Annotated in this window: 11 protein-coding genes and 1 rRNA gene; 7 read left to right on the top strand and 5 right to left on the bottom strand. The window is 61.4% G+C overall.

Annotated features, from left to right (window positions below; translation table 11 throughout):
- Window positions 1-68: 68 nt before the first annotated feature.
- The 4 genes from BMY91_RS13350 to BMY91_RS13335 form a co-directional block, all read right to left on the bottom strand.
- Window positions 69-2,042: an NHL domain-containing thioredoxin family protein gene (locus BMY91_RS13350; protein ID WP_090822690.1), complete on the bottom strand. Its 1,974-nt coding sequence runs from the start codon at window positions 2,040-2,042 to the stop codon at window positions 69-71.
- Entirely contained in the window at window positions 2,042-4,264 is a 2,223-nt protein-coding gene (locus BMY91_RS13345; RefSeq protein ID WP_090822688.1) for a bifunctional copper resistance protein CopD/cytochrome c oxidase assembly protein, read from the bottom strand. Before BMY91_RS13345 ends, BMY91_RS13350 begins: the two co-directional genes overlap by 1 nt.
- Window positions 4,265-4,387: 123 nt before the next feature.
- The gene (locus BMY91_RS13340; RefSeq protein WP_011776355.1) at window positions 4,388-4,675 is read right to left on the bottom strand and encodes an HU family DNA-binding protein; all 288 of its coding nucleotides are present in this window, start codon (window positions 4,673-4,675) and stop codon (window positions 4,388-4,390) included.
- Between the two features lie 215 nt (window positions 4,676-4,890).
- The gene (locus tag BMY91_RS13335) at window positions 4,891-5,454 is read right to left on the bottom strand and encodes a GNAT family N-acetyltransferase (RefSeq protein ID WP_090822686.1); all 564 of its coding nucleotides are present in this window, start codon (window positions 5,452-5,454) and stop codon (window positions 4,891-4,893) included.
- 265 nt (window positions 5,455-5,719) lie between these two features.
- Here BMY91_RS13335 and BMY91_RS13330 point away from each other — a divergent pair, with 265 nt between their 5' ends.
- From BMY91_RS13330 to BMY91_RS13300, 7 genes are all read left to right on the top strand, one after another.
- Window positions 5,720-7,108, top strand: coding sequence for a DNA-binding protein (locus BMY91_RS13330; RefSeq protein WP_218143850.1), 1,389 nt, complete (start codon window positions 5,720-5,722; stop codon window positions 7,106-7,108).
- A 125-nt stretch (window positions 7,109-7,233) separates the two neighbouring features.
- The gene (locus tag BMY91_RS13325; RefSeq protein WP_090822682.1) at window positions 7,234-8,613 is read left to right on the top strand and encodes a C1 family peptidase; all 1,380 of its coding nucleotides are present in this window, start codon (window positions 7,234-7,236) and stop codon (window positions 8,611-8,613) included.
- A 149-nt stretch (window positions 8,614-8,762) separates the two neighbouring features.
- Entirely contained in the window at window positions 8,763-9,401 is a 639-nt protein-coding gene (gene hxlA, locus BMY91_RS13320; protein WP_090822680.1) for a 3-hexulose-6-phosphate synthase, read from the top strand.
- 136 nt (window positions 9,402-9,537) lie between these two features.
- Window positions 9,538-9,837: a thiaminase II/PqqC family protein gene (locus BMY91_RS23655; protein WP_371261054.1), complete on the top strand. Its 300-nt coding sequence runs from the start codon at window positions 9,538-9,540 to the stop codon at window positions 9,835-9,837.
- A gap of 79 nt (window positions 9,838-9,916) precedes the next feature.
- Window positions 9,917-10,195 (top strand): pyrroloquinoline quinone biosynthesis peptide chaperone PqqD, encoded by a 279-nt coding sequence (gene pqqD, locus BMY91_RS13310; RefSeq protein ID WP_090822677.1) that lies wholly within the window; start codon window positions 9,917-9,919, stop codon window positions 10,193-10,195.
- Window positions 10,188-11,333 carry a pyrroloquinoline quinone biosynthesis protein PqqE gene (pqqE, locus tag BMY91_RS13305; protein WP_090822675.1) on the top strand — a complete coding sequence of 382 codons (1,146 nt, stop codon included), beginning with the start codon at window positions 10,188-10,190 and terminating at the stop codon, window positions 11,331-11,333. Before pqqD ends, pqqE begins: the two co-directional genes overlap by 8 nt.
- 34 nt (window positions 11,334-11,367) lie before the next feature.
- Window positions 11,368-11,910 (top strand): manganese efflux pump MntP, encoded by a 543-nt coding sequence (locus tag BMY91_RS13300; protein ID WP_090822673.1) that lies wholly within the window; start codon window positions 11,368-11,370, stop codon window positions 11,908-11,910.
- A gap of 275 nt (window positions 11,911-12,185) precedes the next feature.
- Here BMY91_RS13300 and rrf read toward each other — a convergent pair.
- Window positions 12,186-12,302: ribosomal RNA gene (gene rrf, locus BMY91_RS13290) — 5S ribosomal RNA — on the bottom strand.
- Between the last annotated feature and the right edge of the window lie 167 nt (window positions 12,303-12,469).

The raw sequence follows: 12,469 nt of genomic DNA, 5'->3' as shown, positions 1-12,469 counted from the left end.
CCGCGGCATGAAAAGGCCCGGGCCACCCCTTGAGGAGTTCAAACCCGGGCCTTTTCAGTAGCTAAGGCTTAGTCCATGCCGCGGAGGTCCAGTACCAACTCCGATTCGCCGTCGGCCTGCAGGACTACGGGGATGCCCCAGTCCTGCTGGTACAGGTGGCAGGCTGCGTGATCCGGGATTTCGCCGTCCTCCGTCTCGGGACCATCGCAGGCGGCCGCGCGGGCCGTGATGTGAAGGATGCCCTCGGGAACATCGGCGGACAGCTCAAGGGTGCGCAGCAAGCCCACCGAGGTTCCGCCTCCCGAGACCAGCAGTTCCGGCGGTGTGGAGGAGATCTTCAGCTGTGTGGGGTCGCCCCAACGGTCGTCCAGTTTTTGGCCGGTGGGGGCTTTGAACCGGACTGCGAGCTCCAGGTTTCCCGGGGTCACCGGGCTCTTGGGACGGTGTGTCTGGGAGGCACCTTCGTCCACCTGCTGGGCTTCCTTGGGGATGGGAACCAGAACCAGCTGGTGCTTGTTCGACTCCACCACTACCAGCAGGGGCTCGCTGCCTTCCACCTGGACCACCACCACGTCACTCGGCTCAGCGAGGCCCCTCGCCAACGTGGACACGGACTTGGTGGCGGGGTCATACCGGCGAACGGCACCGTTGTACGTATCGGCGATTGCCACCGAGCCGTCGGGAAGCACTGTGACGCCCAAGGGGTGCTGGAGACGCGCTTCAGTGGCATCGCCGTCGCGGAAGCCGAAGTCGAACAGGCCCTTGCCTACAGCGGTTTCCACGGTCACCCCCGAATCGCTGACCACCAGGCGGCGCAGGGATGAAGTCTCCGAGTCAGCAACCCAGATGTTGTGGTCGGCGTCGATGGCCAGGCCGGACGACTGCGCGAACCAGGATTCCTCGGCCTTGCCATCCAACAGGCCCTCAAGTCCGGAACCAGCCAGGATGGAAACTTGGTTGCTCAAGGGATCAAAGGCGAAGATCTGGTGGGTTCCTGCCATGGCGATAACAACGCGCTGCAGCTTCTCGCTCCACACCACGTCCCACGGCGAGGACAGGGAGACCCCTGTGCCCAGACCCAGCGCCCCAACATCGATGGCGTCGGCAGCGAAGTCGGCCTGGCCGCCGTCGTGATGTTCAGACCACGTGCCGGCGCCGGTGTCCGTCACCCGGGCGGGACCGGCGTCGAGCAGGCGCTGTACACCGTTGCCCGCTACCGTTTGCACGTAGCCGGAGCTCAGCGTCACACCGCGCAAGCGGTGGTTGACGGTGTCTGCCACCACGGCGTCGTAGCCCAGCTTCCAAGCAAGCTCGGAGGGGAGCAGAGCGACGCCCTGCGGCTCGTTGAACTGCGCGATTTCCGCCTGTCCGTCCAGGTACCCCTTGGTGCCCGAGCCAATGACTCGCTCCACGGTCTCCAGATCGGGCCGGAGTTCCACCAGCCGGTGGTGTCCCGAGTCCACTACGAGGTAGTTGCCGTTGGCCAGCTGAGCGGCCTTTCCGGGGAAACGCAAAGTGCCCGACGTCGGTACCGGAGCCACGTACGGGCCGTTGCCGCGGTGGAGGGTTCCCTTGGCTTCGTGCTCGGCCACGAGTTCCTCGAGCAGAACGGCCAGGCCATCTGCGTGGCCCTCGCCCGAAAGGTGCGCCACGATGTAGCCCTCGGGGTCAATGACCACCAGGGTTGGCCATGCGCGGGCTGTGTAGGCCTTCCACGTTGCCAGTTCGGGATCATCCAGAACGGGGTGGTGGATTTCGTAGCGTTCAACGGCAGATGCCAGTGCGACGGGATCCGCTTCATGTTCAAACTTGGGCGAGTGCACCCCAACGGTCACCAGGACGTCCGAGTACTTTTCCTCGAGCGGGCGCAGTTCATCCAGGACGTGCAGGCAGTTGATGCAGCAGAAGGTCCAGAAGTCCAGCAGCACGATCTTTCCCCGGAGGGATTCCAGGTCCAGTGACTTGCCGCCCGTGTTGAGCCAGCCGCGGCCCTCCAGTTCGGAGGCCCGGACCCGGAGTTGGGTGCGTACGGTTTCGCTCATCAGCGTCCTTCCAGCTTGGTGTTTGGTTCAGTCTGCCCGGCAGGGCCTGTGGTGGGGCGTTCGGCCGGGGCCGTCCTGGATGGTTGGGCAGTGCGGCTTGCCAGCTTGGCATCGCGGTCAGCGAGCCGGGCAAACATATCGTTGTAAGCACTGAGATCGGCGTCGTTATTCCTGTCCGCTGCACGATCCACCCTGCGGGTCTCCCGTTCGTCCGAGCGGGACCACATCACTGCCACTCCGATTGCCACCAGCAATGTGGGCACTTCGCCGATGCCCCACGCCACGGCGCCGCCAAGTTGCTGGTCTCCAATGGCCGACGGACCCCATGCCCGGCCCAGGTTGCCGAAGTAATCTGCAGCCAGCAGCCCGGTGCCACCCATGATGGCCACGCCGAAGAAGGCATGGAAGCCCATGGTGGCCAGCAGGAGGAGCAGGCGCATTGGGTACGGAGCGCGGCGTGGCAGGGGGTCGCTTCCGATCATGCTCAGCACGAAGATGTAACCGGTCAACAGGAAGTGCACGTTCATGAGCTCATGGCCCACGTGCTCACGCATCGCCAGGCCGAAGAGGTCCGAGTAGTAGAACAGGACGATGGACCCTGCGAAGTTTGCCGCAGCGAACAACGGGTGCGTCACGATCTGCGAGAACTTTGAGTGCACAAACAGCAGCAACCATTCGCGCAGTCCCCGTGAGCCGTGGGCGCCTTCGCCCCTGGCCGGGAGGGCACGCAGGGCAAGGGTTACCGGTGCGCCGAGGACCAGGAAGATCGGAGCCACCATGGTGAGTGCCATGTGGTCCACCATGTGCGCAGAGAACAAAACACGGCCGTAGACAGCCGGCGGTCCCGAGGTGATGTAGGTGAACACCACCAGGCCGATCATCCAGTTCACTGACCGGAACCAGGACCATTGGTCGCCACGCTTGCGGACCTTGACGATGCCCATGATGTAGGTGACCGCACCGAACAGCGCGACCCCCACCCAGAGCCAGTCAAAACGCCACTCGGTCAGCCAGCGTTCCGGAGTGAGCTCAGGAGGGAGCTCGTAGCCGGAGAGAATGAACGACGGCGACGCATCAGGTGCATAGGTGGTGGGCTGCGGCGGTGCCGAGCGTCCCAGCGCTACGGCGAGTCCCGACGTCGCGCCCATCACCAGCAGCTCCACCAAAATCAGCTGCCACAACACGCGGCGGGCAGACATGGAACCGCTCTTGCCGAGCTGCGGAATGACCCACTGGCGGTGCATGAAGCCGATTCCACCCAGCACCAGCGTGGCGAGTGCCTTGGCGACGATGAGTTGGCCGTATGACGAGCCGAACAAGTCTGCGGGGTTGGTGACGCGGATGGCCGCGTTGATGACGCCAGAGGCGAACACCAGGACGAAGGCGAAGCCTGCCAGCGAGGAGAAGCGCCGGAGGGTTTGCCCGGTGATGTCCGGAGTTCCGTTGCTCCGGGAACCCGTGAGAATTCCCGAGAGGACCGCAAGCATGATGATGCCGCCAACCCACGTGGACACGCCCACCAGGTGGAGGCCCAGGGAGTTGATGGCGCCTTCGTGGTCACTGGAGCTTGAAGAGTGACCGATCAGGGCGGTGGGAATGAGCCCGATCAAGGCCAGCAAGAGAGTGAACGCCAGGCCGGTCAAGGAACGGACACCGAAGAGTGCGGTGGTGACCACGGCGGCGATGATGGTGACCGCGAGCCAGGCCTTGCCCGTTTCGATGTCCGTCATGAAATACACCAGCGAGCGGGTGAACTCCGCGTCTCCGGAAAGTGCTTGGCCCGCTACGTCGGCGTAGGTGAGGACCAACACAGCGACCGCCGACAATGTCCATGCCGCCCCTGCTGCAGCGGCAACTGCCAGTGCTCGGGCGAAAGCGGGATGCTCCGGTGCGTCGAGGTCCTTCTCACGGGAGCGGGAGCCGCCGAGGTTTTTGGGCAGGATGCCGACGGCAAAGATCAGGCCGCCAACCACTGTGGCTACGGAAACATTGTGGATGGCCTTCGCGAAGGGGAGGCCCCACCGGACCAACGCGCCCGGGTCCGAGACCTGGCGGGCGGCGGAGGCTCCTGAGAAGATGAGTGCCCCTGCCAGAACCAGGAACAGGGCAGCTAGTCCTGCCAGTTGCCATGGCAGGGAAATCCCCGCGGCTGTAGTGCCTCCCCGCGCTCCCGGCTTGGGAGCAGACGAAGGGGCGGTTGCGGAACTTCTTGCTGATGGCACTTATCCATTGTCCGCTACCGGTCGCCGGGCTGCGAATCGGGAGGGTGCTATGTGCATTACCCAAAGCAGAAGGGACGGCAACCAACAGGTTGCCGTCCCTTCAAGGCGTTCGCCGAAGAGTAATTACTTCTTCTTGGCGACAGCAGCCTTCAGCTTGGAGCCAGCGGTCAGCTTGACGCTGTGGCCGGCTGCGATCTGGATGGTTTCGCCGGTCTGCGGGTTGCGGCCGGTGCGAGCTGCACGGTCGGTGCGCTCAACTGCGAGCCAGCCCGGGATGGTGATCTTTTCGCCGGCGGCGACAGAAGTCTCGAAAACTTCGAACAGTGCATCGAGCACGGAGTTGACTGCTGCCTGGCTGGTGCCAGCCTTGCCTGCTACCTCTGCAACGAGTTCACTACGGTTCTTAGCCATTTACGTCCTCCTGGACTCATACGTTTTTGAGCTTTCAAGCGGAATGCGAGCAAGCCACTGTTCGAAAACTTACCAGCTTGGGCTCTCATGGCCAGCAAATTCCGCGTGTTTCCGCCCCTTTTTGACCAAAATCACCGGATTTTCAAGGTTTTTTGGGGCGCTTTACGCCCTTGGCGTACCCTCTGGCGGTGACCGCGGCCTGTTGCCGGGCGGGGTTAGAACAGAATGCGCTGGAACAGGACGTGATCCTGCCACTCCCCTGCGATCTGAAGGTAGGACGGTGCCATACCGATGCGCTCAAACCCGCACCGCTTCAGGACAGCCTGTGAGGCTGCGTTGTGGACCAGAGTCGCAGCTTGGATGCGATGGAGGCCCAGTGTCTCTGCAGCCATCATCACGACGGCGGACACGGCACCTGACGCTGCACCCTTGCCGGTGCATTCCGCATCAATCCAGTAGCCCAGGTTGGCGTTCAGGAACGGGCCACGGACGATTCCGGTGAGCGTAATCATCCCAATGATTCCGCTTGTGCCGGTGATCACCCAGGGCACTTCGCTGCCCGCTGCATAGAGGTCCAGTTTGCCCCGGATGACGTCCGCCTGCCCTTCCGTGGTGAAAAAGGCGTCATCACGCACAGGTTCCCAAGGCGCAAGGTGGTCACGGTTGCGGAGGTACGCAGCAGCCAGCTCAGTGGCATCTGAAAGCTCCAAAGGGCGCAACTGCAGCTGACCGGTATCTCCAATCGCCGGGATGACATCCAGGCTATGCGTGAGGTTCATCCACAGACTCTATCTGTGGGTCGGCCGCCTCCATGAGCCAAAGGTCGAGTCCCTGATTCCCTTGCCAAACGTGTTGCCTCGCAATAGAGTCCGTAACGACTCCCGCGAGAATGCGCTCCGTTGGATGCTTGGCGATCAACGCCCACCCGAACCTGCTGTTTGTCGATCGTGGGCAACACCTGGGATCGTCAAGCCCGTTTCGTCGCATCTGCAGTTCCTGCCGCGGCAGGCCCCGATGCGACGAGTAACGCTAAGGCGGTTCGCAGTGCGCATTGAACAACAGCTCCAGACCACGCCCCGCACACCTGTATATGTTGCATGGGAGCGATTCGTCCACGGTGAAGACGACCTTGACGGGGTTCGTCCCGAGGTGGCGATTTCCTGGCAACGATCCCGGGACGTCTACCGCATCGACCCCTTCCTTTCGGAAGCACCGAACGCGGTTTCCCCCACTATGTCTTCGCTGGACCAGGACGTGGTGTTCGCGGAACTCGGTTTCTGCGCAGCGGCCATGGCACATGAGGTGGCCAGCGCAGGTGGGGTGGTGACCATCGCGGATGCCAACGGCAGAATTGTTGCCGCTTGGGGGGACAAAAACACGCGTTCGGTTGCCACCGAGGGAGGACTCGCCCCCTGGTACAGCTGGTCCGAGAGCGCGGTGGGAACAAACAGTATGGGAACAGCTCTCGAAACCCGGCGTGCCGTGATGATCAAGCAGTCCGAGCATTGGTTGCAGGCATTCCACAGCTGGTCTTGCGGAGCGATCGCCGTGCGTGAGGTGGTAAATGGCGAGCCTCTCGCTGTCCTGAACATTTCCTGCTGGGGCGGAGATCTCCCTCTTTCTGCAAGGAAGTGGCTGGAGAGTTCCGCCACCCATACACAGAAAAGTTTGCGCCGGCGTGCCCATGACGGGGGAAACGAACTGCTGGCTGCATATTCCCATGCCCGGGGACGATCGAATGAGCCGATGGTTGCCGTCGACACGGCGGGAGCGGTGGTCATTGCCGACGACATAGCGAGCGTGATCCTGGGCGTTCCCGGCAACACCCCAGCGATCGATCCCGTGGTGAGGTGGACCCCACAGCTGCCTCCTTTCATCCATGCGGCCCGCTATGCCACAAAGCGGGCAAATGTGGACCCGGGCTGGACCGGTTCAACGCAGATCTTCACACCGCTCGTCGATGAACCATCATCGATAGGAATCCGCCCGGTCTTCCTGCAGAAGAACTTGATCGGGCACCTGATCTCGTTCGGCGCCTTCGCAGGCGAACACTTTCCACAAGCAGAGACAGGTGGCGTCCTGTTGGGGCACTCCCGCCGAGTTGTCGCCCTCCGCGAGGAGAACCGCATGGTGATGCTGGCAACGTCAGAGGTCACCATGGCCGAAATGGAAGGGAATGAAGTCTGGCTACTCACGGATGAAGGACGCCTTCGGGCAGCCTTGTCCGGCCTGGACAAGCTCGAGCATGATCTTTCAGACACAGGCACGTTCCTGCGTGTGCATCGACAGTATCTGGTCAATCTCAGCCGCATTCGGGAAGTTGAGCGGAAAGAGAAGGGCGAGCTTGTCCTGATTATGGACGATGCGGCGAAAACCGTGGTTCCGGTATCCCGTCGAAACAACCGCGCCGTCCGACGCGCGCTGAATATCTGAGGTGCCGCGGACCATATGAGCTGCCGAACGGCAACGTTCTGCACTTCAGCGGCACTCCCTGGTGAACCGACCGGGCCGCGACATACGGTTGCCCGCAAGCTGCGCCAAGGGAAAAGGATCAAAAGATGACCGTGGGATATGTGGATGCCGGTGCGTCGTCCGACGAATACACGCGCAAATCCAAAGCGCTGACCGCAGACCAGGTATCGGCCCTGCGAGACTCGTTCGCCGCGGATCCTGACCTGAAGCACAAACAGAATGCCATTGTCCGTGTCAGCGTCGATGAGCTCGCGATTGACCATCAGGTGGCCACAGCATTATCCAACAGCATGTCGAACCGTCTGGATGACTGGCGGGTTACTCATCAGAAAAAGACTGGCCGCTGTTGGCTCTTCGCGGCACTCAACCTGCTGCGGTCCGAAGCCCGCGTGAAGCTGAGGGTCAAGAACTTCGAGTTCTCGCAGAATTTCCCGTTGTATTTCGACAAGCTGGAACGCGCCAACTACTTCCTCGAGTCCATCATGCAGACGGCAGACCGCGACGAAGGCGATCGGTTGGTCCAACACCTGCTTCACACGGTCCTCGGAGACGGGGGTCAGTGGAATATGGCCGTGAACATCTTCCAGAAGTATGGAGCGGTACCCAAGTCGGCCATGCCGGAAACGGAGTCCTCGTCCAACACAGGGCGCATGAACTCGATCCTTCGTTCCGTACTGCGCCGGGGTGCCTGGGAGTTGCGCGGATCAATTCAGCAGGATGACGCTGCCGGCCTGGCCCGGGCGAAGAGCCGAATCCTTGCTGATGTCCACCGAATCCTGACGCTGCACCTGGGTACACCGCCCTCAGCCATCGATTGGGACTACACGGATGATGAAAGGACTTTCCATCGGGTGGGCCCACTGACGCCACATGAATTCCTGTCCAAGTACACCACCAGTGACCTTGATAATTACGTTTGCTTGGTGGATGACCCCAGGGCGGAGCACGCCAAGGGAAGCACCCTGACTGTTGAGCACCTGGGGAACGTGATCGAAGCCCACCCCGTTTTGTACCTCAACGTTGACATCGGGGTGGCCAAGCAGTTGGCCCGGGACACTATCCTGGACGGCGAGCCGGTCTGGTTCGGGTGCGACGTGGGACCGCACATGGTCCGCAAGGACGGAATCTGGGATGCCCGGTTGTTCGACTACGCGGGCCTCTATGGTGCTGAGCTGGCCATGGGCAAGGAAGCCCGGGTTCGCTATGGCGAGTCGGCGATGACCCACGCGATGCTCCTTACGGGAGTTGACATTCACGACGGCGGAACGCGCCGCTGGAGGGTTGAGAACAGTTGGGGCGAAGAGGCCGGAGAGAACGGCTTCTTCACCATGGCCGACAACTGGTTCGACGAGTACGTCTTCGAGGTGGTGGTCGACAAATCGCGATTGCCCGCGGAACTGCAAGTGGCGCTCGGAAAGCAACCAACGGTGCTGCCGTCCTGGGACCCGATGGGGGCATTGGCATAGTCCAACGACCCTGGGCGTGGTAGCGGCAAGCCCGGCGACCAACCCTAAAAGGTAGGTTTTACCATCCTTAATCAGCGTGTTCCCCACCCTCCATTGACCGGACCATTAGGCATATAGCTGTAGTTCACTATCGAATGAATGGAACCGTTATGAAGCTTCAAGTTGCTATGGATGTTTTGACCACCGAGGCGGCCCTGCTGCTGGCCGGTCAGGTTGCCGAGTATGTTGACATCATTGAACTGGGCACGCCGCTGATCAAGGCCGAGGGATTGTCCGCTGTCACGGCGATCAAGGAAGCCCACCCGGACAAGATTGTCTTCGCGGACATGAAGACCATGGATGCCGGGGAACTGGAAGCCGATATCGCTTTCAAGGCCGGCGCTGATCTGGTGACTGTGCTCGGTACGGCCGATGATTCCACGATCGCGGGTGCTGTGAAGGCCGCCAAGGCCCATAACAAGGGCATCGTGGTGGACTTGATTGGTGTGGCGGACAAGGTCACCCGGGCCAAGGAAGCCCGGGCGTTGGGTGCGAAGTTCGTTGAGATGCACGCTGGTTTGGACGAACAAGCCAAACCCGGTTTTGATCTGAGCGGATTGCTTCGTGCCGGGGCGGAGGCCCGTGTGCCGTTCTCCGTGGCTGGAGGAGTGAAGGTGGCCACCATCGGGGATGTACAGCAGGCCGGTGCCGAAGTGGCAGTGGCCGGCGGCGCTATCTATGGCGCAGCAGACCCCGCACGCGCAGCCAAAGAACTCCGCTCAGCCATCCTCTGGCGGCCTGTCGCCTGACGAACTTTTGGTACCCCGGCCTGAATGACCCGTTGGCAAAGTCCCTTGAGGGCCGGGGAACCAAACCCGACGGGACCTTACTCACTCGAAAGGTAGCCCGATGCGGCACAGTGCAGATTCTTGTCTTGATAAGTGGATGGGCCGGGAGGCTCTCGCCGAGGCCATGATTCCGGTGATCGGCCGGTTGTACCGGGAAAACAATGTGGTCACCAGCATCCATGGCCGGAGCCTGATCAATAAGTCCACCATGAACATCCTTAAGCTGACAGAGTTGTTTGCGCCGGACTTGATGGCTCATCGGCTCAATGCATTCGAGCGGCACTATACCTGGATCGACCCCCACGAACTCTCCTACTTTCGTGCCCGGATCAGCCAGGCTCCCAGGGACTCCGAACATGGCATTGAGATTGTGCGGACGCACTGCATCACCCCCTAAACACAAGCCGCCGCGGTAGCAGCGCTGTCATTCAAATGTGACGTGCTGTGGAGCATGCTCGATTCGATTGACCAGGCTTATGGACCGAATTAGCGAGACCGCTCGTCCGCGGCTTGCGCCGCATGTCCGCTTGGTGTTTAACGCCGCTCGCCAGCAGCATGCATTGTTGTCGCCGGAAACGGTGTTGGTTCTCAACGCTACTGGGGCTGCCATCGTCCAGCTATGCGACTCGAACCGCACCATCGCAGAGATCAGCGCCGAACTGCGCGGCCAATTCGATCAAGTTGCCGATGGCGACGTCCAAAGCTTCGTGGCAGCACTGGTCACCAAGCACAGCATGGAGGTAAGTCATGGATAAACCCTACGGACTGCTCGCTGAGCTCACGTATGCGTGTCCGCTTCACTGTTCCTATTGTTCCAACCCGCTCCAACTCGATGACTACCGTGATGAGCTCACCACCGATGAATGGCAACGGGTATTTACCGAGGCCGCCGAGCTGGGTGTTCTGCAACTTCACCTTTCCGGCGGCGAGCCCCTTCAGCGTCACGACATCGTTGACCTCGTCCAACACGCCAACCAACTGGGCTTGTACACCAACCTGATTACCAGCGGGCTCGGTTTGTCCACACGTCGTGCGGAGCAACTCCGCGCGGCGGGTCTCGACCACGTGCAGCTGAGTATCCAGGCCGATGACCAAGAGTTGTCGGACCTGATCGCCGGCACCCCCTCTTTCGAACGTAAGCAGGTGGTTGGAAAGCTCGTCAAGCAGCTGGGATGGCCGCTCACCCTGAACGTGGTGCTGCACCAGCAGAACATTGACAGAATCTCCGGCATTCTCGAGATGGCCGAGACGATGGAGGCTGACCGTATAGAACTCGCCAATACGCAGTATGCCGGCTGGGCGGGACTCAACCAGGCCGCATTGCTCCCCAGCAGGGAGCAGCTTGAGCGAGCAGAGGCTGTGGTCCAGGCTGCTCAAGAACGGCTCGGAGACCGCATGGACATCATCTATGTACTGCCCGACTACTACAGCAAATATCCCAAGCCGTGCATGGACGGTTGGGCCCGCCGGCAGTTCACTGTGGTTCCCAACGGCGAGGCACTCCCGTGTCCGGCGGCACATGAGGTGGCCCGTGGCTTGAAGATTCCTCCTGCGAGTGTTCGCGAACACTCGCTTGAGTGGATCTGGGAGGAGGCTCCCCTGTTTCAGCAGTTCCGCGGCGACGCATGGATGCCCGATCCATGCCGCAGCTGTGACCGCAAGGACATCGACTACGGCGGCTGCCGTTGTCAGGCGTTTGCCCTCACTGGAGACGCCGCCCGGACTGATCCGGTCTGTCATCTCGCTCCGGATCACGGACTCGTTGAGGCAGCGCTGGCAGCGGCAAACGACCCCGCACGCCCCACAACGCAGCCCTTGATTCCCAGACCCAAGTGGGCCGCACCAAGCGGTCAACGACGCCGGTACCGGCCACGAACGGAAAAACGCACGTAACGCTGTCATCGACGGTGTTGAAAGGAAAGTCATCATGATTGCACTTCTGGGGCTGGGATTCGCCCTGAGCCTGGACACTTTTCGAACCTCAGTGGTCCTCGGTGGACTCAAACCGTCCTGGCGCACGTCGGTCAGAACGTCCGCAATCTTTGGCCTGTGGGATGGGCTGGCGCCCGTCGTCGGGATGCTGGTTGGCGTCTACCTCAGTACACAGATCGAGGACACAGCTGAGATCATCGGAGGCATCGGCCTGGCCGCTTATGGTTTGTGGATCACCATCAAAGCAATCCGTTCACCAGAGCATGCCGATCTTGACATGAAGACGGCACGGCGATGGTTGCCCGTACCCCTGAGCATCGACAACGTCGCCGCCGGCGCTGCTTTGGGCCTCGCCGGGCATGAGCTATGGGTTGCTCCCATCCTGTTCGCGTTCACCACCTTCGTCGTTTCAGTCGCCGGACACCAAATCGGCCGATCAATCGCCCACTTGATTCCCCGCATTCGTACCGACCTGCTAACAGGGATCCTGTTCCTCCTGATGGCAGTGCTGATGTTCACAGGCGTCGGAGACTTCTGATGTCAGGCAACCACGCGCGTGCACACGGGGCGAACAGCTCCCGGCCACCGTGCTACCGCTGTGGAGAGGCCTTCATTCCAGAGCAGGCCGAGAGGCACACCGCCCCCGTAAAGTGCGGCGTCTGCCCCCGTTGCACCATGGAACCTGCCTGCTACACGTGCAGAAACATGTATTGTCCCTGTGAAATCCACGAACACGGATAGACCCGAATTTCAACAAGTGTGTTAAATGCGAAGGGCCCCGGCCGTGGTGGTCGGGGCTCTTCGTGAATGGTTGTCCGGCGGTGTCCTACTCTCCCACACCCTCCCGGGTGCAGTACCATCGGCGCTGTGGGTCTTAGCTTCCGGGTTCGGAATGGGACCGGGCGTTTCCCCCACGCTATGACCGCCGTAACTCTGTTACCCGTCCCGTCCCCCGTGTGTGGGGGGTGGGTGGGAAATCTTTGGGTTACAACTGTGGTGTTGTTATTTAGTTGTTGGTTCCGGCTACCCGTGGTGGGTTGTTGTTCGGGAACCACATAGTGGACGCGTGCAGTGTGTTGTGTGGTGTAAGTTGTTGG

This window comes from Arthrobacter sp. yr096 (genome assembly GCF_900108925.1).
GTDB lineage: Bacteria > Actinomycetota > Actinomycetes > Actinomycetales > Micrococcaceae > Arthrobacter.
This window is presented reverse-complemented; position numbering and strand designations above follow the sequence as displayed.

Coding starts and splice junctions, on each gene's coding strand:
- BMY91_RS13350 (WP_090822690.1), bottom strand. CDS start 2,042: ATGAGCGAAACCGTACGCACCCAACTCCGGGTCCGGGCCTCCGAACTG.
- BMY91_RS13340 (WP_011776355.1), bottom strand. CDS start 4,675: ATGGCTAAGAACCGTAGTGAACTCGTTGCAGAGGTAGCAGGCAAGGCT.
- BMY91_RS13335 (WP_090822686.1), bottom strand. CDS start 5,454: ATGAACCTCACGCATAGCCTGGATGTCATCCCGGCGATTGGAGATACC.
- BMY91_RS13325 (WP_090822682.1), top strand. CDS start 7,234: ATGACCGTGGGATATGTGGATGCCGGTGCGTCGTCCGACGAATACACG.
- hxlA (WP_090822680.1), top strand. CDS start 8,763: ATGAAGCTTCAAGTTGCTATGGATGTTTTGACCACCGAGGCGGCCCTG.
- BMY91_RS23655 (WP_371261054.1), top strand. CDS start 9,538: ATGGGCCGGGAGGCTCTCGCCGAGGCCATGATTCCGGTGATCGGCCGG.
- pqqD (WP_090822677.1), top strand. CDS start 9,917: ATGGACCGAATTAGCGAGACCGCTCGTCCGCGGCTTGCGCCGCATGTC.
- pqqE (WP_090822675.1), top strand. CDS start 10,188: ATGGATAAACCCTACGGACTGCTCGCTGAGCTCACGTATGCGTGTCCG.
- BMY91_RS13300 (WP_090822673.1), top strand. CDS start 11,368: ATGATTGCACTTCTGGGGCTGGGATTCGCCCTGAGCCTGGACACTTTT.